Annotated in this window: 22 protein-coding genes; 11 read left to right on the top strand and 11 right to left on the bottom strand. The window is 68.2% G+C overall.

The annotated features are described in order from the left end of the window. The first annotated feature begins 28 nt into the window (after window positions 1-28). Complete coding sequence (dtd, locus tag FNM00_RS15870; protein WP_143914523.1) at window positions 29-454, top strand: D-aminoacyl-tRNA deacylase; 426 nt, start codon at window positions 29-31, stop codon at window positions 452-454. Window positions 455-545: 91 nt separating this feature from the next. Here dtd and FNM00_RS15865 read toward each other — a convergent pair whose 3' ends face one another. The 4 genes from FNM00_RS15865 to FNM00_RS15850 all read right to left on the bottom strand — a co-directional run bounded on the left by FNM00_RS15865 (window position 546) and on the right by FNM00_RS15850 (window position 2,804). After that, the gene (locus FNM00_RS15865) at window positions 546-842 is read right to left on the bottom strand and encodes a DUF1416 domain-containing protein (protein WP_143914522.1); all 297 of its coding nucleotides are present in this window, start codon (window positions 840-842) and stop codon (window positions 546-548) included. Between the two features lies 1 nt (window position 843). After that, the gene (locus FNM00_RS15860) at window positions 844-1,692 is read right to left on the bottom strand and encodes a sulfurtransferase (protein ID WP_143914521.1); all 849 of its coding nucleotides are present in this window, start codon (window positions 1,690-1,692) and stop codon (window positions 844-846) included. Window positions 1,693-1,714: 22 nt separating this feature from the next. Next, the gene (locus tag FNM00_RS15855) at window positions 1,715-2,140 is read right to left on the bottom strand and encodes a DUF4395 domain-containing protein (RefSeq protein ID WP_143914520.1); all 426 of its coding nucleotides are present in this window, start codon (window positions 2,138-2,140) and stop codon (window positions 1,715-1,717) included. Between the two features lie 226 nt (window positions 2,141-2,366). Beyond that, a complete protein-coding gene (locus tag FNM00_RS15850; protein WP_143914519.1) occupies window positions 2,367-2,804 on the bottom strand; it encodes a thioredoxin family protein in 438 nt (145 codons plus the stop codon). A gap of 157 nt (window positions 2,805-2,961) precedes the next feature. Between FNM00_RS15850 and FNM00_RS15845 the strand changes: the two genes are divergently transcribed. The 4 genes from FNM00_RS15845 (at window position 2,962) to FNM00_RS15830 (ending at window position 8,297) form a co-directional block, all read left to right on the top strand. Beyond that, on the top strand, window positions 2,962-3,678 hold the full coding sequence (locus tag FNM00_RS15845; protein WP_143914518.1) for a winged helix-turn-helix transcriptional regulator: 717 nt from the start codon (window positions 2,962-2,964) through the stop codon (window positions 3,676-3,678). A gap of 45 nt (window positions 3,679-3,723) precedes the next feature. Next, a complete protein-coding gene (locus tag FNM00_RS15840) occupies window positions 3,724-5,142 on the top strand; it encodes an acetyl-CoA carboxylase carboxyltransferase subunit alpha/beta (protein ID WP_246065199.1) in 1,419 nt (472 codons plus the stop codon). A gap of 173 nt (window positions 5,143-5,315) precedes the next feature. Next, the gene (gene mshD, locus FNM00_RS15835) at window positions 5,316-6,113 is read left to right on the top strand and encodes a mycothiol synthase (protein ID WP_143914517.1); all 798 of its coding nucleotides are present in this window, start codon (window positions 5,316-5,318) and stop codon (window positions 6,111-6,113) included. 108 nt (window positions 6,114-6,221) lie between these two features. Next, entirely contained in the window at window positions 6,222-8,297 is a 2,076-nt protein-coding gene (locus FNM00_RS15830) for an RNA degradosome polyphosphate kinase (RefSeq protein WP_221933775.1), read from the top strand. A gap of 175 nt (window positions 8,298-8,472) precedes the next feature. Here the strand turns inward: FNM00_RS15830 and FNM00_RS15825 are convergent, their stop codons facing one another. The 4 genes from FNM00_RS15825 to FNM00_RS15810 form a co-directional block, all read right to left on the bottom strand. Further along, a complete protein-coding gene (locus tag FNM00_RS15825; RefSeq protein WP_143914515.1) occupies window positions 8,473-9,636 on the bottom strand; it encodes an ABC transporter permease in 1,164 nt (387 codons plus the stop codon). Continuing rightward, window positions 9,633-10,784: an ABC transporter permease gene (locus FNM00_RS15820; RefSeq protein WP_143914514.1), complete on the bottom strand. Its 1,152-nt coding sequence runs from the start codon at window positions 10,782-10,784 to the stop codon at window positions 9,633-9,635. Before FNM00_RS15820 ends, FNM00_RS15825 begins: the two co-directional genes overlap by 4 nt. A gap of 21 nt (window positions 10,785-10,805) precedes the next feature. Beyond that, complete coding sequence (locus tag FNM00_RS15815; RefSeq protein ID WP_143914513.1) at window positions 10,806-11,789, bottom strand: ABC transporter ATP-binding protein; 984 nt, start codon at window positions 11,787-11,789, stop codon at window positions 10,806-10,808. Between the two features lie 174 nt (window positions 11,790-11,963). Beyond that, window positions 11,964-12,611, bottom strand: coding sequence for a hypothetical protein (locus tag FNM00_RS15810; RefSeq protein WP_143914512.1), 648 nt, complete (start codon window positions 12,609-12,611; stop codon window positions 11,964-11,966). 95 nt (window positions 12,612-12,706) lie between these two features. Here FNM00_RS15810 and FNM00_RS15805 point away from each other — a divergent pair, with 95 nt between their 5' ends. Genes FNM00_RS15805 through mnhG form a run of 6 tightly spaced genes read left to right on the top strand, consistent with a single transcriptional unit; the run spans window position 12,707 to window position 18,874 of the window. Next, window positions 12,707-15,565, top strand: coding sequence for a Na+/H+ antiporter subunit A (locus tag FNM00_RS15805; RefSeq protein WP_143914511.1), 2,859 nt, complete (start codon window positions 12,707-12,709; stop codon window positions 15,563-15,565). 37 nt (window positions 15,566-15,602) lie between these two features. Further along, complete coding sequence (locus FNM00_RS15800) at window positions 15,603-16,085, top strand: Na(+)/H(+) antiporter subunit C (RefSeq protein ID WP_143914510.1); 483 nt, start codon at window positions 15,603-15,605, stop codon at window positions 16,083-16,085. Then, window positions 16,082-17,698, top strand: a complete 1,617-nt coding sequence (locus FNM00_RS15795; RefSeq protein ID WP_143914509.1) for a Na+/H+ antiporter subunit D — start codon at window positions 16,082-16,084, stop codon at window positions 17,696-17,698. The genes FNM00_RS15800 and FNM00_RS15795 overlap by 4 nt, the downstream gene beginning before the upstream one ends. Beyond that, a complete protein-coding gene (locus FNM00_RS15790) occupies window positions 17,695-18,237 on the top strand; it encodes a Na+/H+ antiporter subunit E (protein ID WP_143914508.1) in 543 nt (180 codons plus the stop codon). The genes FNM00_RS15795 and FNM00_RS15790 overlap by 4 nt, the downstream gene beginning before the upstream one ends. Beyond that, window positions 18,234-18,554, top strand: a complete 321-nt coding sequence (locus FNM00_RS15785; protein WP_087624897.1) for an MrpF/PhaF family protein — start codon at window positions 18,234-18,236, stop codon at window positions 18,552-18,554. Before FNM00_RS15790 ends, FNM00_RS15785 begins: the two co-directional genes overlap by 4 nt. Continuing rightward, a complete protein-coding gene (gene mnhG / locus FNM00_RS15780; protein ID WP_143914507.1) occupies window positions 18,551-18,874 on the top strand; it encodes a monovalent cation/H(+) antiporter subunit G in 324 nt (107 codons plus the stop codon). The genes FNM00_RS15785 and mnhG overlap by 4 nt, the downstream gene beginning before the upstream one ends. A 94-nt stretch (window positions 18,875-18,968) precedes the next feature. Here the strand turns inward: mnhG and FNM00_RS15775 are convergent, their stop codons facing one another. The 3 genes from FNM00_RS15775 to FNM00_RS15765 all read right to left on the bottom strand — a co-directional run bounded on the left by FNM00_RS15775 (window position 18,969) and on the right by FNM00_RS15765 (window position 22,555). Then, window positions 18,969-19,757, bottom strand: coding sequence for an exodeoxyribonuclease III (locus tag FNM00_RS15775; RefSeq protein ID WP_143914506.1), 789 nt, complete (start codon window positions 19,755-19,757; stop codon window positions 18,969-18,971). A 156-nt stretch (window positions 19,758-19,913) separates the two neighbouring features. Next, the gene (locus tag FNM00_RS15770; protein WP_143914505.1) at window positions 19,914-21,200 is read right to left on the bottom strand and encodes a class I SAM-dependent methyltransferase; all 1,287 of its coding nucleotides are present in this window, start codon (window positions 21,198-21,200) and stop codon (window positions 19,914-19,916) included. Further along, window positions 21,197-22,555 (bottom strand): FAD-binding oxidoreductase, encoded by a 1,359-nt coding sequence (locus FNM00_RS15765; protein ID WP_143914504.1) that lies wholly within the window; start codon window positions 22,553-22,555, stop codon window positions 21,197-21,199. The genes FNM00_RS15770 and FNM00_RS15765 overlap by 4 nt, the downstream gene beginning before the upstream one ends. Between the last annotated feature and the right edge of the window lie 88 nt (window positions 22,556-22,643).

The following is a 22,643-nucleotide window of genomic DNA, read 5'->3' as shown; positions in this document are numbered from 1 at the left end:
CTGAGGCCCGACACGTACGCTGGCGCGCATGCGGGCAGTCGTGCAGCGGGTCACACGAGCATCGGTCACCGTCGACGGCGAGGTGATCTCACGCATCGATGGACCGGGGCTGATGGTGTTGCTCGGGGTCACCCACGACGACACTCCCGAGCGCGCCGAAACGCTCGCCGCGAAGCTCTGGAAGCTGCGAATCCTGGCCGAGGAGAAGTCGGCCTCGGATATCGACGCGCCGATGCTGGTGGTCAGCCAGTTCACCCTCTACGCGGACACCCGGAAGGGGCGTCGTCCGTCCTGGGGCGCGGCAGCGCCGGGACCGGTGGCCGAGCCCGTGTACGAGAAGTTCTGCGCGGCCCTCGAGGCACTCGGCGCGACCGTCGGACGCGGTGTGTTCGGGGCGGACATGGCCGTGGAGCTCGTCAACGACGGACCCGTCACGCTGATCCTCGAGGCCTGAGTCGTCCACCATCCGCTCGCTCACCAGCGGGAGTGACGACGAAGGGGACCCACCGGATCGGCGGGTCCCCTTCGTTCGATGCGTCGTCGGGTCAGACGGTGACGGCCACCTCGGCGACCGAGCCCTTCTGGGCGACGACCTGACGCTCCACGACATCGGCACGCGGCGCGAGGGTGCGCAGCGTCCACGAGCCGGGAGCGGCGAAGAACCGGAACTGTCCGGTGGCCGAGGTCGGGACCTCGGCGGTGAACTCGCCGCCCGCGTCCAGCAGCCGCACGTACGCGTTGCCGACCGGCTCGTCACCGCGGGTGACGATGCCCTGGATCACGGCCTGGTTGGCGACGTCGACGCCGTCGAGGCTCGGTCCGCCCTTGATCGCTCCGCACATGTCAGGCCTCCCCGGGCTCATCGCCGAGGGCGACCGGCACGCCGCGCAGCGAGCCGTACTCGCTCCACGAGCCGTCGTAGTTCTTGACATTCGGGTAGCCGAGGATCTCCCGCAGCACGAACCACGTGTGCGAGCTGCGCTCGCCGATGCGGCAGTAGGCGATGGTGTCCTTGCCTTCGTCGAGGCCGGCGTCGCTGTAGAGCGCCTTGAGCTCGTCATCGCTCTTGAAGGTGCCGTCCTCGTTGGCGGCCTTGCTCCACGGGACGTTGCCGGCGGTCGGGATGTGACCGGCGATCTGCGCGGCCTCCTGCGGCAGGTGCGCGGGGGCCAGCAGGCGTCCGGCGAACTCGTCGGGGCTGCGGACGTCGATGAGGTTCTTGGTGCCGATGGCCTCGACGACCTCGTCGCGGTAGGCGCGGATGTCCTCGTTGGGGTCCTTGGCCGTGTAGGTGGTGGCCTCACGGCTGGGCACGTCGGTGGTCAGCTCGCGCGAGTCGAGCTCCCACTTCTTGCGGCCGCCGTCGAGCAGGCGCAGGTTCTCGTGGCCGTAGTACGCGAGGTACCAGTACGCGTAGGCCGCGAACCAGTTGTTATTGCCGCCGTAGAAGACGACGGTGTCGTCAGCGGAGATGCCCTTCTCACCGAGCAGCTTCTCGAGGCGGTCCTTGCTGATGAAGTCGTGGCGCACGCCGTCCTGGAGATCCTTCTTCCAGTCCAGCTTGACGGCGCCGGGGATGTGGCCCTTGTCGTAGGCCTCGGCGTCCTCGTCGACCTCGACGAGGACGACGTTCTGATCGTTGAGATGCTCCTCGACCCAGTCGGCCGTGACGAGCGCGTTCTCGCGGCTCATACTCATTCCTTTCGGTGGTGACTCAGGCCAGGGAGGTGGCCAGTCGGCGGGTGATCAGGTACAGCTCGCAGCCCAGGCACAGGCCCGTGGCGGCGTTCAACAGTGCTGCGACGAGGGCCGCAGCGGTGGCGACGAAGCCGAGCACCGTGAGGCCGGTGAGGAAACCAGCCAGGGCGATGGCGACGAAGATGAGGCCGACGAGCTGGGCGAACTGCGGCGGGCGCGCGTCCTCCCACTCGGTCGGGGCCGCGAGGCGCGGGCGCACCACACGGGCGAAGAACAGGGCATAGGGCGTCGCGCCGACTCCCACGAGCGCTCCCAGAGCGAACACGATGCCCTGGAGCGCCAGCACGATCTCGCGTCCTGGCGCCGGCACCACGAGGGCGACGGCGAGGACGGCCGCGGTGAGCGCAGCGGCGACGCGGGGACCACGTGGGTCCACCTGCACAGGTCGAGACAAGGGATGCTCTCCGGGGAAGGCCGCGGGCGCGGCCGGCTGACAGTGGTGGCGGGGAGTCAGCGAAGACGACACAGCGCGGAACGCACGTGGCAGTTGTCGACCGCCCGGCGTCGCGTGAGGAGTGCCGTGATGAACATGTCCATCAGCTTAGGGGCGAAATCGGGCTACCTCACTATGCGTCTCGAAATACAAGACAACTATCCACACTGTGAGATCAGTCGACCGCTTCCGCCACGGCGGCGAGCACCTGATCGCGACTGGGAGCACCAGAGGCACGCCGTACCAGCCGACCGGAGGAGTCCAGCACGAAGACGGTCGGCGTACGCAGGACATTCCACTGCCGCACCAGCTCCAGGTGCGCCTCGGCATCGACCTCGACCACCTCCACGCCCGGCACGATTTCCGTCACCTGAGCGAGCACGGCCCGCGTGGCCCGGCAGGGCTGACAGAAGGCGCTCGAGAACTGCACCAGCGTGGCCCGATCGCCGAGCGACCGGCCGAGGACCTCGACATCGAATCGGTCCGCGACATCATCGATCGCAGGCACGCCATCACTCCCTGTCGAACGGAACCGGCCGTTGACCGCGCGAGCCGCGAAGGCCACCAGGAAGGTCGCGATGAGAGCGGCCATGAGCACCCACCAACCGGTCATGTCATCAGGGTAGAACGCGACCGAAACAGATGTGATTCAGTTCTCATTCCACCTGTCACACCTAGAAACATCACTGAATCATGAAGTAGAGTCGACCCAGCAATGAGGCCACGGTGAATTCACCATGGCCTCAACGTGTACCGGGAGGATTCCACGTATGTCCCACCTGATTCTGCTCACCAGGAGCACCCAGTCATCGGTGGAGGTGCTGCCCGCGCTGGCTCTGTTGCCGCACCACGTGAAGATCCTGCCCGCTGAGGCGAGCGCCCTCATCGACGCTCCGCAGGCCGATGCCGTGCTCGTCGACGGCCGCCTCGACCTCGCCCAGGTCCGCTCCCTGACCCGCGTACTTCGCACCACGGGCATCGACTGCCCTCTCCTTCTCGTCCTCACCGAGGGCGGACTCGCCGTAGCCGCCGCCGACTGGGGCATGGACGATGTCATCTTGACCACCGCGGGGCCCGCCGAGCTCGAGGCGCGGCTGCGGCTGGCCATCGGTCGCCTGCAGCAGGCCAAGACCACCGGCGATGACGATGCCCACGTCATCACCTCGGGCGGACTGGTGGTCGACGATGTCACCTACACCGCCAAGCTGGAGAACCGCTCCCTCGACCTCACCTTCAAGGAGTTCGAGCTGCTCAAGTTCCTGGCCCAGCACCCCGGCCGGGTCTTCACCCGCCAGCAGCTGTTGCAGGAGGTCTGGGGCTACGACTACTTCGGCGGCACGCGCACCGTCGACGTTCATGTCCGCCGGCTGCGCGCCAAGCTCGGTGCCGACCACGAGACCCTGATCGGCACCGTCCGCAACGTCGGGTACCGCTTCGTGGCCGCCAAGCGCGAGGCCTCGCGCGACACCGCCGACACCTCGGCCTAGGGCATCGCCGCCCACGCGCGGCGCACAAGCACTAGAGTCGCGGGCGTGGGACGCCTGAATGCACGCGAGCTGATCGATCTCGTCCTCGACGAGGGCTCCTACACGTCCTGGGACGAGCCGATCGACATCAGCGGGCATCGCGAGCCGTACCGGACCGAACTGCGTGCCGCAGCCGAACGCGCCGGGACCGACGAGTCGATCGTCACCGGCCGCGCGACGGTCAAGGGCCGGTCGGTGGCCGTCCTCGTCAACGAATTCGGCTTCCTCGCCGGCTCCATCGGCCAGGCCTCCGCCCGTCGCATCGTCTCGGCCGTGCGCCGGGCCACCGCCGAAGGGCTCCCCGTCCTCGCGACGACCGCCTCCGGCGGAACCCGGATGCAGGAGGGCACTCCGGCCTTCGTGACGATGGTCGACATCTCCCGTGCGCTCATGGACCACAAGGCCGCGGGCCTCCCCTATCTGGTGTACCTGCGCCACCCCACCACCGGCGGTGTCTTCGCCTCCTGGGGGTCGCTGGGACACATCACGATCGCCGAGCCGGGTGCCCTCGTCGGCTTCCTCGGACCCAAGGTCTACGAGCTGTTGAACGGAGCTCCGTTCCCGCCGGGCGTGCAGACCTCCGACAACCTCGCCCACCGCGGCATCATCGACGCGGTGGTCTTCCCCGAGGAGCTGCCCTCGATGGTCGACACCGCCCTGTCGGTGCTCGTGGACCCCGCCGAGCCGTCGAGGCGCCACCGCCGCAGCGAGCAGACGACCACGCGACACGACACCTGGGAGTCGGTGCAGCTGACACGGCGCGCCCAACGAGCGGGGGTCCGCGAGGTGCTCCGCTACGGAAGCGACGCGACACTGCGTCTACAGGGAACCGAGAAGGGCGAACGGGACTCCGCGATGATCGTCGCTCTCGCCAGGCTCGACGGCGTGCCGTGTGTCGTCGTCGGCCAGGACCGCACCACCCAGAGCCGCATCAAGCCCATGGGCCCCGCGGCGCTGCGCGAGGCCCGTCGAGGAATCCGTCTCGCCAATGAGCTCGGCCTGCCCCTCGTGTCCTTCATCGACACCCCCGGCGCCGAGCTCTCGCCGCAGGCGGAGGAGGGCGCGATCGCCGGTGAGATCGCCCGCTGCATCAGCCAGTTGTCCACCATCCGCGTGCCCTCGGTCTCGGTGCTCCTCGGCCAGGGGTGCGGTGGAGGCGCACTCGCACTGCTCCCCGCCGCACGCGTCATCGCCACACAGAACGCGTGGCTCTCGCCCCTGCCCCCGGAGGGCGCCAGCGCGATCGTGCACGGCGATATCGATCATGCCGAGGAGCTTGCCCGCGCTCAGCGCATCGGCGCGTTCGACCTGCGCGAGTCCGGCACCGTGCACCGGATCATCCCCGAGGACGATGAGGACGATGCCGAGTCCCTCGCCCGGGCCGTCGCCGCCGAGGTCGGGGCTCAGCTGCGCGAGCTTTCCTGAGGCCCCGAGGCGGTGAGTTACGCACCTCTCACCACGCAGGAAAGGTGCAGGACCCACCGCCGCGAGGAGCGGTGGGTTAGGCACCTCTCAACCCCCTCGAGACGTGCGCAACCCACCGCCCACGCGAGCGAGAGCGGGACAACTCACCGCCCACGGATCGGTAGGCTCGCGATATGAGCGCTCAGAGCATCATCGACCTCGCCGAGGCAGCGCGCGCGGCCGACGGAGTCGCGCCGTTCAACGAGGCCACCACCATCGCCGTGGAGAACGAAGGTCCGTGGCGGGTGTTCCACGAAGAGGACCACGCCGCGGCGCTCGCCAGCGGCGACGCTCCCGTCGAGCTCGCCGTGCACCCCGACCATCGCCGCCAGGGTCGAGGCAGGGCCCTGCTCGACCGTTTGCTCGCCGGCGGCGAGGAGGCGTTCTGGTCCCACGGCGACCTGCCGGCAGCCCGCGCCCTGGCGGCCTCGAGCGGCTTGCGCGAGGCCCGCACGCTGCTCGTCCTACGGCTGTCGATGACCACAGCCCCCGAGGTTCCCGAGCCCGAGGGCGTCACCCTGCGCTCCTTCGACGAGTCGGATGCCGATGCGATCGTCGCGATCAACGGGCGCGCCTTCGCCTCGCATCCGGAGCAGGGGGCGATGGACCGCGCCGACTTCGATCGGCGCCGCTCTCAGCCGTGGTTCGATCCGGCCGGTCTCTTCGTCGCCGAGCGGGAGAGCCACGTCGTCGGCTTCCACTGGACGAAGGTGGAGGGCGGTGTCGGCGAGGTCTACGTCGTCGGCGTCGATCCCGACGCGCACGGCGGCGGCCTGGGCACCGCTCTCACCGCACGCGGCCTGCGCCACCTGTGGGACTCCGGCCTCCGGACCGTCGACCTCTATGTCGAGGGCGACAACGCACCCGCCCTCGCCGTCTACCGCAGGCTCGGTTTCGCCGAGCATGCGCGCGATGTCCTCTGGACCTCGTGAGCCACCCGCGGAACAGGTGTTCACGCACCGTTCACGTTTTCGTGTCATCGTGAACTCGTGGAGAGTTCGGACCTGATCGAAGCCGCGACGTCGCCTGACGAGTTCGACGTGGATCCGCCCTATGACCCGCACGAGGGCACCCTGCCCGACGATCGCTTCCTCGATCGCGAGCTGTCGTGGATCGCCTTCAACGCGCGGGTCCTCGAGCTCGCGGAGGACACCAGCCTCCCACTGCTCGAACGAGTGCGCTTCACCGCGATCTTCAACAGCAACCTCGACGAGTTCTTCATGGTCCGCGTCGCCGGACTCAAGCGTCGCATCGCGGCCGGCGTCGCCGTGCCCTCGGCGAGCGGGCTCAAACCACGCCACGTCCTCACCGAGAGCCTGCGCGAGAGCAACGCCCTCATGGTGCGTCAGGCCGAGCTGTTCACCTCCTCGCTCGTGCCCGCGCTCGCGGCCGAGGGCATCGGACTCGTCACCTGGGCCGATCTCGATGCCGACGAGCGCGAGCGGCTCGGCGAGTTCTACCGCGAGCGTGTCTTCCCGATCCTGACCCCGCTCGCGGTCGACCCGGCGCACCCGTTCCCCTATATCTCCGGCCTGTCGCTCAATCTCGCCCTGCTCATGCGCAACCCGGCGACCGGCAAGGAGCACTTCGCCCGGGTCAAGGTGCCGCCGATCATCGACCGCTGGGTGCCCGCGTCCGATGGCCGGTATGTGCCGCTCGAGGAGGTCATCGCGGCCCACCTCGACATGTTGTTCCCGGGCATGGAGCCGGTGGCGCACCACATGTTCCGTGTGACGCGCAATGAGGACCTCGAGGTCGAAGAGGACGACGCCGAGAATCTGCTCAAGGCACTCGAACAGGAGCTGCTGCGGCGGCGCTTCGGCCCGCCGGTGCGGCTCGAGGTCGAGGACACGATCACCGACGACGTCCTGTCCCTGCTGGTGACGGAACTGCGCATCACCGAGGAGGAGGTGTTCCGACTACCCGGGCCGCTGGACCTGCGCTCTCTCAACCAGATCGCCGACCTCGATCGACCGGAGCTGCAGTATCCGCCCTTCGTCCCCGGCACCCATCAGCATCTCGCCGAGGTCGAGACCGCCAGTCCGGCCGACCTGTTCGGGGCACTCCGCAAGCGCGACGTCCTCGTCCACCATCCCTACGACTCCTTCGCGACGAGCGTGCAGCGCTTCATCGAGCAGGCAGCCGCCGACCCCGATGTGCTGGCGATCAAGCAGACCCTCTACCGCACCTCGGGAGACTCCCCGATCATCGACGCGCTCATCGACGCCGCCCGCGCCGGCAAGCAGGTGCTGGTCCTGGTGGAGATCAAGGCACGTTTCGACGAGCAGGCCAATATCCGCTGGGCACGCAAGCTCGAGCGCGCGGGCTGCCACGTCGTCTACGGTCTCGTTGGCCTGAAGACCCACTGCAAGCTGGCGCTGGTCATCCGCGACGAGCCCGACGGGTTGCGTCGCTACGCCCACATCGGCACCGGCAACTACAACCCCAAGACCGCTCGCCAGTACGAGGACCTCGGACTGCTGACCTCGGATGCCGGTGTCACCCACGACCTCACCGAGCTGTTCAACAACCTGTCCGGCTTCGCCCAGAACACCGACTACGACACCCTGCTCGTCGCCCCGCACGATGTCCGAGCCGGTCTGCTCGGGCGCATCGGCCGCGAGTCGGCCCACGCGCGCGCCGGACGCGAGGGGACGATCCGGATCAAGGTCAACGCGCTCGTCGACGAGGAGATGATCGACGCCCTGTACGAGGCATCGCGCGCCGGCGTGCGCATCGATCTCATCGTGCGCGGCATATGCGCCCTGCGCCCCGGAGTTCCGGGACTGAGTGAGAACATCCGAGTGCACAGCGTGCTCGGTCGGTTCCTCGAGCACAGCCGGGTGTTCTGGTTCGCCGGCGGCGGCGAGCCGGAGGTGTGGATCGGCTCGGCCGATCTGATGCACCGCAACCTCGATCGCCGCGTCGAGGTGCTCGTCCGGGTGCCCTCGCAGCAGCACGTCGACCAGCTCTCGGAGCTGCTCGCGACGATGGCCTCCCCCGAGACGATGTCCTGGCATCTGGACTCCGAGGGGGCGTGGACTCGCTACGGCGACCAGGACATCCAGGCGAGCCTCATCGACCAGGCCCGGTCTCGCCGTTCCCGCCGCGACTGAGGACGCCTCCCGGCGCACCGGCCGGGAGGAGGGCGAGGTGGCGCATACTCCGGGTCTACTTCACGGCCTTCTTCCCACCCGTGGGCGGAACCGATGTACGCCTTACCGCCCCGTTGGCCACACTCTGCCGCAAGCCTAACGACAGGGGTCGCGGGGTGGACCGGGCAGCGAGTGCTCAGAGGGAGCGTTCGACGCTGCGGCGCAGGCTCCAGGTGCCGGCGGCGAGGACCACCGCGGCCATTGCCACGAGCACACCCAGCTGCGGCAGGATATCGATCAGCCCGCCGTCATGACGCTGGATATCGGCGAAGGCGTCGTAGGCCCAGGCATGCGGGGTGATGTGGGCGATCCTGCGGAGGGTGTCGGAGAAGATCTCCAACGGGGCCATGCCGCCGCCGAGACCGGCCAGCACCAGGCCCAACCCGACGCCGATCCCGCTCGCGGCCGCCTCATTGTCGACGAGCGAGCCGAGCAGCATGGCCGCTCCCGCCGCCACCGCACCGAAACACGCCAGGATGAGGACGGCCAGCAGCGGATCGCCCCAGTCGACATCGAAGATCAGCGCGGTGGCGACCATGATGTACAGGCCCTGGAACATCGCGATGGCGAATCGTCCGGTCGACTGGCCCATCAGCACCTGCCCCGATCGCACCGGCGCCGAGAGCGATCGGGCGATCACCCCCTCTCGCCGGGCCTGGATCAGGGTCGCCGACCCTGCCAGCGAGGTCAGGAAGACGAACAGCAGCAGCTGCGAGGTGGCGCCCACCTCGAACTGGCCGACGCCGGAGAAGGCCTGTGCGACGTCGTCGACATCGCGGACCGTGACCCCAGGTGGCGTCACCCGCTCCTTCGCGGCATCGAGGGCTGACTCCGCCGCGGGTGCCTCGATGCCACGCTGCGTGAGCGCATCGAGCTCGGCGCGATCCAGTTGGAGCGTCTCGACCGCCGTGGCCACCTGTTGTCGCATGGCCATCCCCGCCGCTCCCGCCGCGGGCACGACCTCCAACTCGATGCGGTCGCCACGCGCGTAGGCATCCTCCGCGCCATCGGGAAGGATCAGCCCGGCGGCGGCCCGGCCTCGTGACACCTGTTCGAGCGCCTCGTCCTCATCCGCGACACGGACGGACAGATCCTGTGACTCCAGCTGAGCGACCACGGCATCGCGCAGCGCCCCGCTCTCGCCCACGACCTGCACGCCGCCTTGGGTGCCACCGCCGCCGAAGGTCGAGCCCAGCACGAACACCAGCAGCATCGGGAACACGAAGACGAAGAAGATATTCGACTTGTCGCGCAGGAAGCGCAGCAACTCCGCCCACGCGACGGCTGCCACTGCCCTCACAGGGACGTCCCACGGTCGGGCACCAGGCGAGAGATCGCACCGACCACGACGGCGAAGCCGAGCATGATGAGCACCGGTCCGACGATGTCGGACACACCGCCGCCCCCGGAGGTGATCCCCAGACCACGGACGAAGGCGGCGATCGGATTCAGGTCCAAGAGCCTGGCGAGCAGGCCCGACGCGGCCAGCGGGAAGAACGCCCCACCCGCGACGCCCAGGGTCACCGCGATGATCGACTGCGCGATATTGGCCTGCTCGGCGGTCTTGGCCACGCGCGCGATGACGAACATCAACGAGGTCGCCGCTGTCACGACCGACAGGACCAGCAGGCCCACCGCCGGCAGCGAGCCGAAATCGACACCGAACATGAGGCCGCCCACCACCAGCAGGATCGTCGTGGCCACGATGCCGAGCAGGAAACTGACCAACCCCTTCGAGATGAGCACAGCGCTCGGGCGCATCGGCATCGACAACAGGCGCGGGAGGGTTCCTTGGTCCCGCTCGGCGTTCAGGGAGAGCACGCCGAAGCCGACCGTGAAGAGCAGGAACAGCCCGGCCTGACCGGCGACCAGCGCCCCGGAATCGCTCAACTGCTCGTCGGAGGCCTGCCCGTCGACCAGGGAGATCGACGGCTCGGCGGTGGCCACGTCCTGCGCGATGGCCTCCAGATCCGTCGGAGGCACACCGAGCGCGCCGGCCGCCTGTGTCGCGACCGTCGCGGCCCCGAACCGGTCGACGATGCCGGTGAGCACCGAGGTCAGGACCTGACCCTCCAGCCCGGCACCGTCACCCTCGATGATGGTGATATCGCGCCCGTCTCCGCTGCTCAGGCCTTCGCCGAAGCCCTCGGGTATCAGCAATCCGATGGTGGCGGTCCCGTCGCGAGCCTCGGCGCGAGCCCGATCCTCGTCGACCTGGTCCACCGTGATCGACAGCCCGTCGATACCCTCGAGCGCGCTGACGATGGCGTCGGCGGAGGCATCGCCCTGGGGAACCGAGGCGGCCACCGTCATGTCGCCCAGTTCGGTGCCCTCCTCGGCCCCTCCGATGATCAGGTTCAGGATCCCCATGAGCGCGAGCGGGACGACGATCGCGAAGATGATGACCGACCGGTCGCGGATGCGCTGTTTGAGGTCTGCGGCGGTCATCGTCCAGATGCGGCCCATAGGTCAGTCCCTCAAGGCCTTGCCGGTCAACTGGAGGAACACCGATTCCAGATCCGGTCGGGTGATCTCCACATCGGCCAGTGACATCCCGGCGCCGGTGGCTCGTGTGACGATCTCGGCGACGGCGGTGGGCGCATCGTGGACCGTCAGCCGCAGCGCGAGACCGTCGTGGTCGACCTGCTCGACCGCGGACAGCTGCCGGAGGCTCTCGATCGCCTGCGGGAGGTCACCGGTGCCGGCCAAGCGGATCTGGTCCACACCCCCGGTGAGCCGGATGAGCTCGTCACGCGTGCCCTCGGCCTGGATCCGGCCGGTGTCGATGATGCCGATCCGGTCGCAGAGACGCTCGGCCTCCTCCATGTAGTGGGTGGTGTACAGCACGGCCATTCCAGCGGTAGACAACCGTTCCACCGATTCCAGGATGGAATTGCGGGACTGCGGGTCGACGCCCACCGTCGGCTCGTCGAGGATCAGCAGATGCGGCTCGTGCAGCAGCCCGATGCCGATGTTCAAGCGCCGCTTCATGCCGCCGGAGAAGTTCTTGCTCTTGTCCTTCGCCCGGTCGGCCAAGCCGATCAGGTCCAGGACCTCCTGGACACGGCCCTTGAGATCGGCGCCACCCATCCCCTGCAGCCGGCCGAAGAAGACGAGATTCTCCCGAGCGGACAACTCCGGATAGATCGCCAGGTCCTGCGGCACCAGACCGATGTGACGCTTGGGCTGGGGGTGCGAAGGGGACATCGGCTGACCGGCCACTCGCACCGTGCCCGCGTCCGCGCGGATCAGTCCGGCGACCATCGAGATCGTGGTGGTCTTGCCGGCTCCGTTGGGCCCCAGCAGACCATAGGTCTCACCCGGAGCGATGCGGAAGCTCACCTCGTCCACGGCCATCAGATCGCCGAAACGTCGCGACAGACCGTCGACGACCAGCACGTCATCGGCAGCGGGTCCTTCGGAGTCCGCCGTCTGGTCCTCGTGCACCGTCATCGTCACTCCCGACTCGGTCTGGTTGGAATCATCCTAGATGAGCGAGACCTCCGTGATGCGTATGCTCGAACGCCAGCCGTCCCGAAGAATCGCCGTCTTCCCCGTGAACCCGGCCGGGGATCGACGCAAGAGGACGGCATGGGTGTCAGCCCGTGGCAGCGAGCGACACCGCGGTCAACGGTTCTCTGCGAGGTCGGGCGGCTCGTCTCGACGGCGCTCGGCCTCCTCGCGCTCCTCTGCCGTGCGCCGCAGCCGATCGGCCTCCTCGCGATGGAGCCGGTCCGACTCGGAGCTGACCTCCAGGTCGCGGCGCAGGACACCGAGCTGCCGCCTCCTCCGGACGGCCGACCAGCGGGCCAGAATCAACAGGACCGCGGCGAGCGCCCCCGCTGCCGCGCCGATCCAGGTCCCGGTCACGAAGCCGGGCGCCTCGCGCGACCAGATATCGCGTCCGTCACTCGCGGCGTCGTTCCCACCGAGCACGACCGACAACGTCAGCAGATTGGGCACCGCCAGCAGGACCGCGAGCAGCACCAGAGCAGCCCGGACCTTCCACCGCGGCCTCAGCACGAAGGCCAGCACGAACACCGGCAGAGCCGCGAAGACGGCGCCGATCAACAGCCCCCAGAGAACCCCGGTCGGCGTCGAACCGCCGACCAAGGCGCCGATGCGCTCCCCCCACCAGCGGGGAAAGAAGGCTGCCGCGAGAGCGTACGCGGCCAGAACCAACAGCACGGCGACCACGATCACGACCGCCCGCCGCGCCCACCGGGGCGGCTCGACACCGCGGGGTTCCGTGGCCTCCTGGCGTTCTTCGGACATGCCCTCATGGTGACACCACTGGACGTTTCTCGCCGCCCGGCGCACAATACTCAGATCGGCGCAGCTGGGATCGTTCCGCTACGCTGTGGTCAACCATGCTCTGGTTGATTGCGCTCCATTTCCTCGCCGCTGCGGTCGCCCCTGCCCTCATTCGCCTGCTGGACCGCCGTGCCTTCTGGATCATGGCGCTGGCCCCCGCCCTCTCCTTCGCCTGGTTGCTGCCGAAGACCCTCGAGGTCACGCGCACCGGCGAGGCAGTCGTCGAGCGGATCGCCTGGGTCGAGTCGATCGGACTCGACCTCGACTTCGCCATGGGTCCCTTCGCGGCGATCCTGGCCCTGCTGGTGACCGGCATCGGGGCACTCGTCCTCATCTACTGCTCGTGGTACTTCCGCCCTGGCGACCCGGAGATCTGGCGCTTCGCCGGCGTCCTCACCGGTTTCGCCGGCGCGATGCTCGGGCTGGTGCTCTCGGACAACGTCTTCGTGCTCTACACCTTCTGGGAGCTCACGACCGTCCTGTCCTTCCTGCTCATCGGTCACAATCCGGATCGGCGCGCCAACCGCCGCGCGGCCATGAGCGCCCTGATCGTCACTACGTTCGGCGGCCTGACGATGCTGATCGGGCTGGTGATCCTCTACGTGCAGAGCGGCACGGCGCTGCTCAGCGAGATGATCGCCTCCCCGCCGGAGCCCAGCGCCTGGGTGACCGCCGGTGTCATGACCGTCCTGGTCGGCGCGCTCTCGAAGTCCGCGCTCGTCCCGTTCCACTTCTGGTTGCCCGGCGCCATGGCCGCACCGACCCCGGTCAGCGCGTACCTCCACGCCGCGGCCATGGTCAAGGCCGGTGTGTTCCTCGTCGCACTCATGGCCCCCGCCTACGCCGATACACCGGGCTGGCGGCCCCTGCTGGTCACGCTGGGCATTCTCACCATGATCGTGGGCGGCCTCCGCGCACTGCGGCAGTACGACATCAAGCTGCTGCTCGCCTACGGCACGGTCAGCCAGCTCGGCTTCCTGGTCGCAATGGCCGGCACCGGCACCCGAGCCGCGGGCTTCGCCGCTCTGTCCCTGCTGTTCGCGCACGCGCTGTTCAAATCGGCGCTGTTCCTCATCGTCGGCATCATCGACCGATCCGTCGGCACCCGCGACCTGCGTGAGCTCAACGGCCTGCGTCAAGCCCGTCCGGTGCTGTTCGTCACGACTCTCATCGCGGCGGGCTCGATGGCCGGCATCCCGCCGATGCTCGGTTTCACCGCCAAGGAGGCAGCCCTCACCGCCTATGTCGATCTCGGCCACGATCTCAGCTGGGGCCTCGGCGGTTGGCTCGCCCTCGCCGGCATCGTCGCCGGGTCGATCCTCACGATGGCCTACACGGCGCGATTCGTCTGGGGCGCGTTCGGCAGCAAGCCGAACGTCCCGCTCTGCGCGCCACGACGTTTCTCCCCGGGCTTCCAGGCCGTTCCGGTCTTCATCACGATCTTCACCGTGGCGGGCGGATTCGTCGGCGGCTGGCTCACCCCGCGGGTCGCCTCCTACGCCGAGGCGTTCCCGGAGGGGGCCCACGAGCCCGTCCTCGTGCTCTGGCACGGGTTCACCCCGGCGCTCGGGCTCTCGGCCCTCTGCATCGTCGCGGGCCTCGCGCTGTTCTACTTCCGTCGGCCGGTCGCGGTGGCCCAGCACGCCGTGGTCGACCGGCTGCCGATGCCCGATGCCGACCGCTCCTATCACGCGATCATGCGCGGAGTGGATCGCCTGGCAGTCGAGGTGACCGGCCGCACGCAGCGCGGTTCACTGCCCTTCTACCTCGGCGTCATCCTCGTCACGCTCATCATCGTGCCCGGCTGGGCGCTGATCCGGGCGTGGGAGACTCCCGAGGTCAGCGACATTCGCCTGGCGGACAACTACCTGCAGATGGCCGCCGGCATCCTGATGATCATCGCGGCCGTGCTCACCGTGCGCTCGCGACGACGGCTGCGTGCCGTGCTGCTGCTCGGGCTGACCGGCTACGGCACCGCCATCCTCTTCGTGGCCCACGGCGCTCCGGACCTCGCACTCACCCAGGTGCTCGTCGAGACCTTCCTGCTCGTCACCTTCGTGCTCGTGCTGCGCCGCCTCCCCCCGTTCTTCTCCGACCGCCCCTTCAACGTGATGCGCTGGGTGCGCATCGCGATCGGCACCGGTGTCGGGCTCCTGGTGGCCGGGGTCGCGCTGATCTCCTCCAATGCCCGGATCGCCGACCCCATCTCCGCCGGCTGGCCCGACCCCGCCTACGAATACGGCGGCGGCAAGAACATCGTCAACATCACCCTCGTGGACATCCGCGCCTGGGACACGCTCGGCGAGCTGAGCGTGCTGGTGGTCGCGGCCACCGGCGTCGCGAGCCTGATCTTCCTCATCACCGATCGCTCCACGCGCAACCTGAGCCGCCCGCACCGCGTGGTCACGCCGGACTCGAATCAGTGGCTGGCCGCCAACCTGCACGACGCCCGTCGCTCGATCGTCTTCGAGATCGTGACGCGCCTGATCTTCCACACGGTGATCGTGTTCTCGATCTACCTCATGCTCGCGGGCCACAACTCCCCCGGCGGCGGTTTCGCCGGGGGACTCATCGCGAGCCTGGCCCTGATGATCCGCTATCTCGCGGGAGGCCGCGAGGAGCTCGACAACGCGGCTCCGGTGGACGCCGGACTCGTCCTGGGCACCGGGCTCGCGATCGCGGCCCTCTCAGGCATCATCCCGACCCTGCTCGGCGGAGGAGTGCTGCAGAGCGCGATCTTCGACATCCCGCTCGGCCCGCTCGGCGAACTGCATCTGGTGACTTCGGTGTTCTTCGACATCGGCGTCTATCTGGTCGTCGTCGGCCTGGCGATCGACGTCCTGCGCAGCCTCGGAGCGGGCATCGACCAGCAGGCAGAGGCCGAGGATCTCGACGAGGAGGCGACCCCCGCATGAACGAGCGCGAGCATCCCTCCCCGCAGGAGGTGACGGCATGAGTCCCAACCTGATCCTCGTCATCGTGGCCGGCGTGATGGTCGGCACCGGCGTCACGCTCATGCTCGAGCGCAGTCTCACCCGCATCCTGGTGGGCTTCGTGCTGATCGGCAACGGCCTCAACGTCCTGCTGCTGATCGCCTCGGGACCGGCCGGACGCGCCCCGCTCATCGGCGAGGGCGAGGGGCCGATGAGCGACCCGCTTCCTCAGGCGATGGCTCTCACCGCCATCGTCATCACGATGGGCGTCACGGCCTTCGGCCTGGCCCTGGCCTATCGCGCGTTCCAGCTGACCGGCACCGACGACGTGCAAGACGACCTCGAGGACGACTTCATCCGCCGCCGCGCCGAACGTGACGAAGCCTCCACCACCTTCGAGGACACCGAGCTTGACGAGTCGCTGCCCGACGAGGAGGGTGCCGACGAGCCCGATGACATCGGGGTCTCCACGGACAGCCCTCGCGGGGAGGACGCCCGATGAGCGAACACATCCTCGAACAGCTGGTCCTCGCGCCGGTCATCATCCCGCTGCTCGGTGCCGGGCTCTGCCTGGCCTTCGGGCGCTATGCCTTCCTCCAGCGCATCATCAGCATCGTCACCCTGGCGCTCGTGGTCGCCGCATCGGCGACGCTGCTCTACCGCGCCGACGCCTTCGGTCCTCAGACCTTCAATGTCGCGGGCTGGCCGGCCGAGCTCGGCATCAGTCTGGTCGCGGACCGGTTCAGCTCGCTGATGCTGATCGTGTCCACGATCGTGACCCTGGTGGTCCTGCTGTACTCGATCGGCCAGGGCATCGTCGAGTACGGGCGCGAGACACCGCTGTCGGTCTTCTATCCGACCTTCCTGGTGCTGAGCGCGGGCGTCTCCAATGCCTTCCTCTCCGCCGATCTGTTCAACCTCTTCGTCGGCTTCGAGATCCTGCTGGCATCGTCCTATGTGCTCATCACCCTCGGCGGCACCAATGCGCGTGTCCGCTCGGGCACGATCTACATCATCGTCAGTCTGATCTCCTCAGTCCTCTTCCTCATCGCCATCGGCGCGGTCTACGCGGCGACCGGAACCGTCAACTTCGCGCAGCTCGCGACTCGGTTCGGCGAGCTGCCGACGGGTGTCGCGACGCTGCTCCAGTTGCTGCTCCTGCTCACCTTCGCGGTGAAGGCGGCGGTGTTCCCGCTCTACGCCTGGCTGCCGGACTCCTATCCGACCGCCCCGGCCCCGGTGACCGCGGTGTTCGCCGGCTTGCTGACCAAGGTCGGTATCTACGCGATCCTGCGCACGCAGACCCTGCTGTTCACCCCCGACACCCTGCGCACCCTGCTGCTGTGGGCCTCCATCCTGACGATGGTGATCGGCATCCTCGGCGCGGTGGCGCAATCGGATATCAAACGTGTCCTGTCCTTCACGCTGGTCAGCCACATCGGCTACATGCTCTACGGCATCGCCCTGGGCACACAGCTGGGCATGCAGGGCGCGGTCTTCTACATCGCTCACCACATCACCGTGCAGACCACCCTGTTCCTGGTGGCCGGTCTGGTGGAGTATCGAGCGGGCACCACCAATCTGGACCGCCTCGGCGGACTCGCCCGCCTCGCCCCGATCCTGTCGATCATGTTCTTCATCCCCGCGATGAATCTCGCCGGGATCCCGCCCTTCTCCGGCTTCCTCGGCAAGCTCGCCCTGGTCCAGGCCGGTGTCGAGGACCATGAGTGGCTGGCGGCCACCGGCGTCGTGGCCGCGATCGCCACCAGCCTGCTGACTCTTTACGCCATCGCCAAGATCTGGAACCGGGCCTTCTGGCAGCCCAAGGACGAAGACGAGCTTCCCTCCGCGTCGTTGACGATGGATTGGACGCCCACCGGCGGCTCCCTCCACGGCGCCAAGAGCGTCTCGACCACGACGCAGCGCACCACCAGCTGGAAGGAGCTTCAGGACGACTCCCGGCTCCCGGCGCGGATGGCGATGCCGACCTTGGCCCTCGCGCTCGTCACGGTGGGGCTGACGGTCTTCGCCGGCCCGATCATGGGCTATGCCGACCGCGCGTCCACCGAGCTGCTCGAACGCACCCCGTACATCGAGGCGGTGTTGAGCAAGTGAACCGGCTGCGTATCCCCGTCATCATCGGGCTCACGATCGTCTGGTCGATGCTGTGGGGCGAGATCACGGTCCTGAACGTCATCGGCGGTCTCATCGTCGCGACGCTCGTGATCGTGGTGTTCCCCTTCCCATCGGTCGACCTGCACGGGCGTTTCCGGCCGCTGTCGGCGCTGTTTCTGCTCGCGCGCTTCCTCTTCGATCTGGTGGTGGCGAGCTTCCAGGTCGCCTGGATCTCGATCCGCCCGATGGCCCCGCCGCGCAGTGCGGTGATCGAGGTGCATCTGGTCGGGAAGTCCGATCTCCTGCAGGTGATGACCGGCGAGCTCGTCTCGCTGGTGCCGGGGTCGTTGTTGATCGAGCTGGATGCCGATACCGGGCGCATGTGGTTGCACGTGCTCGACGGCTCAACTCCCGAGGCGATCGAATCGGCGCGGCACAAGGCACGGCTCCAGGAGCATCGGGTCCTGGCGGCCTTCGGCTCGCGGGAGGACTACGAGATCAGCCGCGAACAGTTGCGGTCCGAGGAGGCGACAGCATGACCACCGTCGGCATCATCTGCGCCGTCATTCTCGGCCTGACCGGCGTCCTGTGCATGGTCCGCATCGTGCGGGGTCCGACGATGCTCGATCGCACCGTGGCCGCCGATGTCTTCGTCGCCGCGTGCGTCGGGGCGATCGGCGTGGAGGCGGCCGTCAACAACCACACCAACACCCTGCCGGTCCTGGTGGCGCTGGCGCTGGTCGCCTTCCTCGGCTCGGTGAGCATCGCCCGCTATGCGGCACCGGACTCCGATCGCAGCGCCGCCAAGCGCCCGGACACTCCTGAGCAGACGCAGCGAGAGGATGAGATCCGATGATCGACTACATCGCCGGAACGCTGCTGATCCTGGGAGCGGGCTTCGCGCTGGTGGCGGGGATCGGCATCCTGCGCTTCCCCGAACTGTTGACCCGGATGCACGCGGCCACCAAGCCGCAGACCCTCGGGCTCTTGCTGATCCTGGCGGGCCTCGCCCTCCGCGCCCAGGATCTCGGTGACATCACCGTGATCGTCGTGGTGGCGATCTTCCAGATGCTCACCGCGCCGGTGTCGGCGCACATGGTCGGTCGCGCAGCCTTCCGTACCGGCTTCGTCGACAAGAGCCGTCTCAACGCCATCGAGATCCCCGACAAGTCCTGACCCCTCCAGGTCCCACTTTTGCCGGGTTGTGGCCCTCGAGCCACCGGTTCAGGGGCCACAACCCGGCAAAAGCCGGGCGTAGCGAGGGTGTGTCTCAGTCGGCGAGATCGACGACGACCGGCGCGTGGTCGCTGGCTCCCTTGCCCTTGCGCTCCTCACGGTCGATGAAGGCATCGGTGACGCGGGCGGAGAGCGCGGGTGAGCCGAGGACGAAGTCGATCCTCATGCCCTGACGCTTCGGAAACCGCAGCTGCTGGTAGTCCCAGTAGGTGTAGACACCCGGGCCGGGCGCGTGCGGGCGGACGACATCGCTGAAACCGGCCTCGACGATGGACGAGAAGGCCGCGCGCTCCGGCTCCGACACGTGCGTCTTGCCGTCGAACTCGGCGATATCCCAGACATCGTCGTCCTCGGGGGCGATATTCCAGTCCCCGGTCAACGCGACCTGCGCCTGCTCGTCGGCCTCGAGCCAGCCGCGACCGGCGACCTCGAGGCGCTTGAGCCAGTCGAGCTTGTACGCATAGTGCTCGTGGTCGAGTTCGCGGCCATTGGGCACATAGAGGCTCCACATACGGATGGATCCGGTGGTCGCCCCGATAGCGCGGGGTTCGAGGATGTCACCGAAGTGCGGCTGATCGTCGGCGAACTGACGCTGCACATCGGTCAGCCCGACGCGGGAGATCAGCGCGACGCCGTTCCACTGGTTGACGCCGAAGTGGGCGAACTCGTACCCCATCGACTGCAGCTCGAGGCCGGGGAACTGGTCCTCCCGGCACTTCGTCTCCTGGATCGCCAGGACGTCGACATCGTGACGCTCCAGGAAGGCGAGCACGCGGTCGATCCGGCTACGGATGGAGTTCACATTCCAGGTCGCGATACGCACTCATCGAACCTATCGAACGGGGTGAGACGGCCGGGGCCGGGGCAGCACGTCCTCCCCCATGAGAGGTGAGCTATCCCGCACGTCGAGGCCGATAGTGCGTGATAGCTCACCGCCCACGGACCGGGTACGGGATAGCTCACCGCCCAGGAAGGTGGGTCAGAAGGAGGGGCGGAGTGGGTAGTGGGCGTTGCCCTCGGCATCCGGCTTGACGCCGAGTACATGGTGCAACTCGATCTCGTCGCGCTCGAAGGCCAGTCGCGAGCCCGCCATGTACAGGCCCCAGACCTTCGCGCGGCCGAGGGTGACCTCCTCGAGGGCCTCCTCCCAGTTCGCTTCGAGGTTCTCGCACCACGCCTTCAGCGTCAGCGCGTAGTGCTCGCGCAGGTTCTCCTCGTGACGCACCTCGAGACCGGCATCCTGCATTGCCGAGACGATCGTGCCCGACCCGGTCAGCTCGCCATCGGGGAAGACATAGCGGTCGATGAACGCCCCTGCCGTGGCGCGGGACGTGTTGTCCGAGCGGGTGATGCAGTGGTTCAGCATCCGCCCGCCCTCGCGGAGCCGGGAGTGCGCGAAGGCGAAATAGTCGGGGTAGTTGCGCACGCCGATGTGCTCGGTCAGACCGATCGAGCTGACGGCGTCGAAGTCCGTCTCGGGGACGTCGCGGTAGTCGCTGAAGCGGATCTCTGCCAGGTCGCCGAGTCCCTCCTCGATGACCTTCTGCTGCCCCCACTCGGCCTGCTCGCGCGAGAGGGTCACGCCGAGGACCTTCGCACCGTAGTGCTTCGCGGCGTGCCGCACCATGCCACCCCAGCCGCAGCCGAGATCGAGGAGCCGGTCGCCGGGCTTGAGGTCGAGCTTGCGGCAGATCAGGTCGTACTTCTCGAACTGCGCCTCCTCGAGCGTCGCGTTCTCATGCGGGAAGACCGCGCACGTGTACGTCATCGACGGGCCCAGCACGAGCTCATAGAAACGATTCGAGACGTCGTAGTGGTGGTGGATCGCGGCGGCGTCGCGAGTCTTGTTGTGCCGCAGGCCCTCCAGCGCGCGACGCCACTTCGGCAGATGCTCCTCAGCCGGCGGCGCCGGGGGACGGAGGTGCTCCAGCCCGAGGCTGCGCAGGACCTGCAGCATCTCCCCCGCCGACGGCACCCTGAACCGCAGCTGGCTCATGATGAGCGACATCGCCGCGTAAGGGTTGCCGGGGTGGTCACCGTCGACCTCGAGGTCGCCCGACACATAGGCCCGGGCGAAGCCGAGATCGCCCGGCGCCGTCATCAGATAGGACAGTCCGCGCTCGTTCACGAGCCGTAGCGTGATCGGCGAGTCCTCGGGACCGCCGACACTGCCGTCGTACGCCTCGAACCGGAAGGGCAGACCGCCCCGCATGATGCGTCCGAGCGCATCGGCGATGGAGAGCTTGGCATTGGTGTCGATCGTCATGAATTCCTCACTGCCTTGTCATACAGAGTGCTGAGACGGCCGTCGGGGTCGTATCGCTCACGCAAGCGATCGAGGCCGGCAGTGTCGTACAGCGAATCGAAAGTCGGCCTGTCGTAGAAGGCCTCCGAATACAGGGACTTGTGGCCGCCGAGCTCGTGCACGGCGGTCTCGATGCGGCGGTTGACCGCTCCGGGCGGACTGTCGGCCGGGACCACGACGGTGCCCCAGAAGCCGGCGTTGACGTAGATGCGTCCTGGCTCGAGCGGGTAGGTGGGCCAGGCCCCGGAGGTGCGCAGCGGGCAGATCCACACCGGCCGCATGCCCACCTCGGCGTCGAACCACTCGAGGAAGTCGCCCATCCGCTCGAGGGGGACCTCGATGTCCTGGATGACCTTCTCGCGCCCGGGCACCTTCTTGAAGCGGTCCAGGATCTTGCTCAGCCCGTACTTCGTGTCGAGGCCGACGAGCTTGTGGAAGACGTCGCTGCGGCGGTAGCGGCGCGGCCAGAGCCGTCGGACGTAGGGATTCTGGGCGCCGAACGCGCGGGAGCACCAGAACCAGTCGGTGTCCCAGCGCCACAGGTAGTCGTACATCGTGAGCCGGTCGTAGCGGCGTTGCGGGATCGACTGGTAGTAGATCTGCTGGCCGGAGTAGTCGCTGACGGGGCCGGGATCGTCGGTGAAGGTCGCGAGCGTCACGTAGATCTCGTCGGGGGTGAACGCCGTTGCGTCGATGGCGTCGACACGGTCGCCGTCGTACTGGGCGGAGTCGGCGACCTCCTCGATGATCTTGGCGGCCTCGGTCGAGCCGTCGGTGCGCACATGGCGCAGACGTACGTACGGGGGCACCTTCTCGAGCCGGATCTTCAGGCGCACCGCGTAGCCGAGGCTGCCGTAGGAGTTGGGGAAGGCGGCGAAGAGATCAGCGTGCTCGTTGTCCGGGGTGGCGGTCGCGAGATCGCCGGCGCCGGTGAGGAGGTCCATCTCGAGGACGGCCTCGTGCGGTAGGCCGTTGAGCAGCGAGGTGGACTCGATGCCCAGGCCGGTCACGGCCCCGCCGAGCGTGATGGTCCGCAGCTGCGGCACCACGGTGGGGATGAAGCCGTACGGGAGGGTGGCGTCGACGAGGTCCTCGTAGGTGCACATGCCCTGGACGTCCGCGGTGCCGGCGACCGGGTCGACCTCGATGACACCGTCGAGACCGGACACGTCGAGTCCCGGTCCCGTGGCCGCTTGCCGCGGACGGAAGAGATTCGAGGTGCGTTTGGCGAGTCGTATGGGCGAGCCTGGCGCGATGGACCGGTAGGAGGTTCGTAACGCGTCGACGGCCTGGCGATGTTGATCCCATCCGTGCATACCTGCAGGCTATCCCTCCCCTCTGTCAGCGCACCGGAGGAGGTCTTCGAGATCCCGTTGAATGTGGGGCGCCTCCCACACTCAACGG

Source organism: Aeromicrobium piscarium, assembly GCF_007421815.1.
In the GTDB taxonomy this organism is placed as follows: Bacteria; Actinomycetota; Actinomycetes; order Propionibacteriales; family Nocardioidaceae; genus Aeromicrobium; species Aeromicrobium piscarium.
Note: the sequence above shows the minus strand (reverse complement) of the source record. Positions and strands in the feature narration are given on the sequence as shown.

What these genes read in the sequence shown, in the direction of transcription:
- dtd (WP_143914523.1), top strand. Translation starts at nt 29, where the DNA reads ATGCGGGCAGTCGTGCAGCGGGTCACACGAGCATCGGTCACCGTCGAC.
- FNM00_RS15865 (WP_143914522.1), bottom strand. Translation starts at nt 842, where the DNA reads ATGTGCGGAGCGATCAAGGGCGGACCGAGCCTCGACGGCGTCGACGTC.
- FNM00_RS15860 (WP_143914521.1), bottom strand. Translation starts at nt 1,692, where the DNA reads ATGAGCCGCGAGAACGCGCTCGTCACGGCCGACTGGGTCGAGGAGCAT.
- FNM00_RS15850 (WP_143914519.1), bottom strand. Translation starts at nt 2,804, where the DNA reads ATGACCGGTTGGTGGGTGCTCATGGCCGCTCTCATCGCGACCTTCCTG.
- FNM00_RS15845 (WP_143914518.1), top strand. Translation starts at nt 2,962, where the DNA reads ATGTCCCACCTGATTCTGCTCACCAGGAGCACCCAGTCATCGGTGGAG.
- mshD (WP_143914517.1), top strand. Translation starts at nt 5,316, where the DNA reads ATGAGCGCTCAGAGCATCATCGACCTCGCCGAGGCAGCGCGCGCGGCC.
- FNM00_RS15820 (WP_143914514.1), bottom strand. Translation starts at nt 10,784, where the DNA reads ATGACCGCCGCAGACCTCAAACAGCGCATCCGCGACCGGTCGGTCATC.
- FNM00_RS15815 (WP_143914513.1), bottom strand. Translation starts at nt 11,789, where the DNA reads ATGACGGTGCACGAGGACCAGACGGCGGACTCCGAAGGACCCGCTGCC.
- FNM00_RS15810 (WP_143914512.1), bottom strand. Translation starts at nt 12,611, where the DNA reads ATGTCCGAAGAACGCCAGGAGGCCACGGAACCCCGCGGTGTCGAGCCG.
- FNM00_RS15805 (WP_143914511.1), top strand. Translation starts at nt 12,707, where the DNA reads ATGCTCTGGTTGATTGCGCTCCATTTCCTCGCCGCTGCGGTCGCCCCT.
- FNM00_RS15800 (WP_143914510.1), top strand. Translation starts at nt 15,603, where the DNA reads ATGAGTCCCAACCTGATCCTCGTCATCGTGGCCGGCGTGATGGTCGGC.
- FNM00_RS15795 (WP_143914509.1), top strand. Translation starts at nt 16,082, where the DNA reads ATGAGCGAACACATCCTCGAACAGCTGGTCCTCGCGCCGGTCATCATC.
- FNM00_RS15785 (WP_087624897.1), top strand. Translation starts at nt 18,234, where the DNA reads ATGACCACCGTCGGCATCATCTGCGCCGTCATTCTCGGCCTGACCGGC.
- mnhG (WP_143914507.1), top strand. Translation starts at nt 18,551, where the DNA reads ATGATCGACTACATCGCCGGAACGCTGCTGATCCTGGGAGCGGGCTTC.
- FNM00_RS15770 (WP_143914505.1), bottom strand. Translation starts at nt 21,200, where the DNA reads ATGACGATCGACACCAATGCCAAGCTCTCCATCGCCGATGCGCTCGGA.
- FNM00_RS15765 (WP_143914504.1), bottom strand. Translation starts at nt 22,555, where the DNA reads ATGCACGGATGGGATCAACATCGCCAGGCCGTCGACGCGTTACGAACC.